General features: G+C 64.8%; 1 protein-coding gene. It reads left to right on the top strand.

Going from position 1 to position 364, the window contains the following annotated elements; all coding sequences use genetic code 11:
* A partial coding sequence (locus PUR61_RS45420; protein ID WP_329880165.1) for a hypothetical protein occupies window positions 1-306 on the top strand: 306 nt, incomplete at its 5' end.
* Window positions 307-364: the final 58 nt, after the last annotated feature.

Below are 364 nucleotides of genomic sequence, written 5' to 3'. Positions count from 1 at the left end.
TGGGGGGGGGGGGGGGGGGTTTGTTTGGGGGGGGTTTTGTTGTTGTTTTTGTGGTTTTTGGTGGTTGGGTTTTTTGGGGGGTGTTGTTGTGTTTTTTTTTGTGTTTTTTTTTTTTGTTTTTTTGTTTTTTTTGGTGTGTGTGTGTTGTTGTGGTTGGTGTTGTGGTTTGTGTTGGGGGTTTTTGTGGGGGGGGGGTGGGGGGTTGGGGTGTGGGGGGGGGGGGGGGGGGGGGGGGGGGGTGGGGTGGGGGGGGGGGGTGGGGGGGGGGGGTGGGCGGGGGGGGGGTGCCGGGGGGCGCGGCGCTAGCCGGGGGTGGGGTGGCGGGGGAGGGCGAGGGGGAGCGTGCGACTGGGGCCGGTGGGAG

Source organism: Streptomyces sp. BE20, from assembly GCF_036322525.1.
GTDB lineage: Bacteria > Actinomycetota > Actinomycetes > Streptomycetales > Streptomycetaceae > Kitasatospora.
Note: the sequence above shows the minus strand (reverse complement) of the source record. Positions and strands in the feature narration are given on the sequence as shown.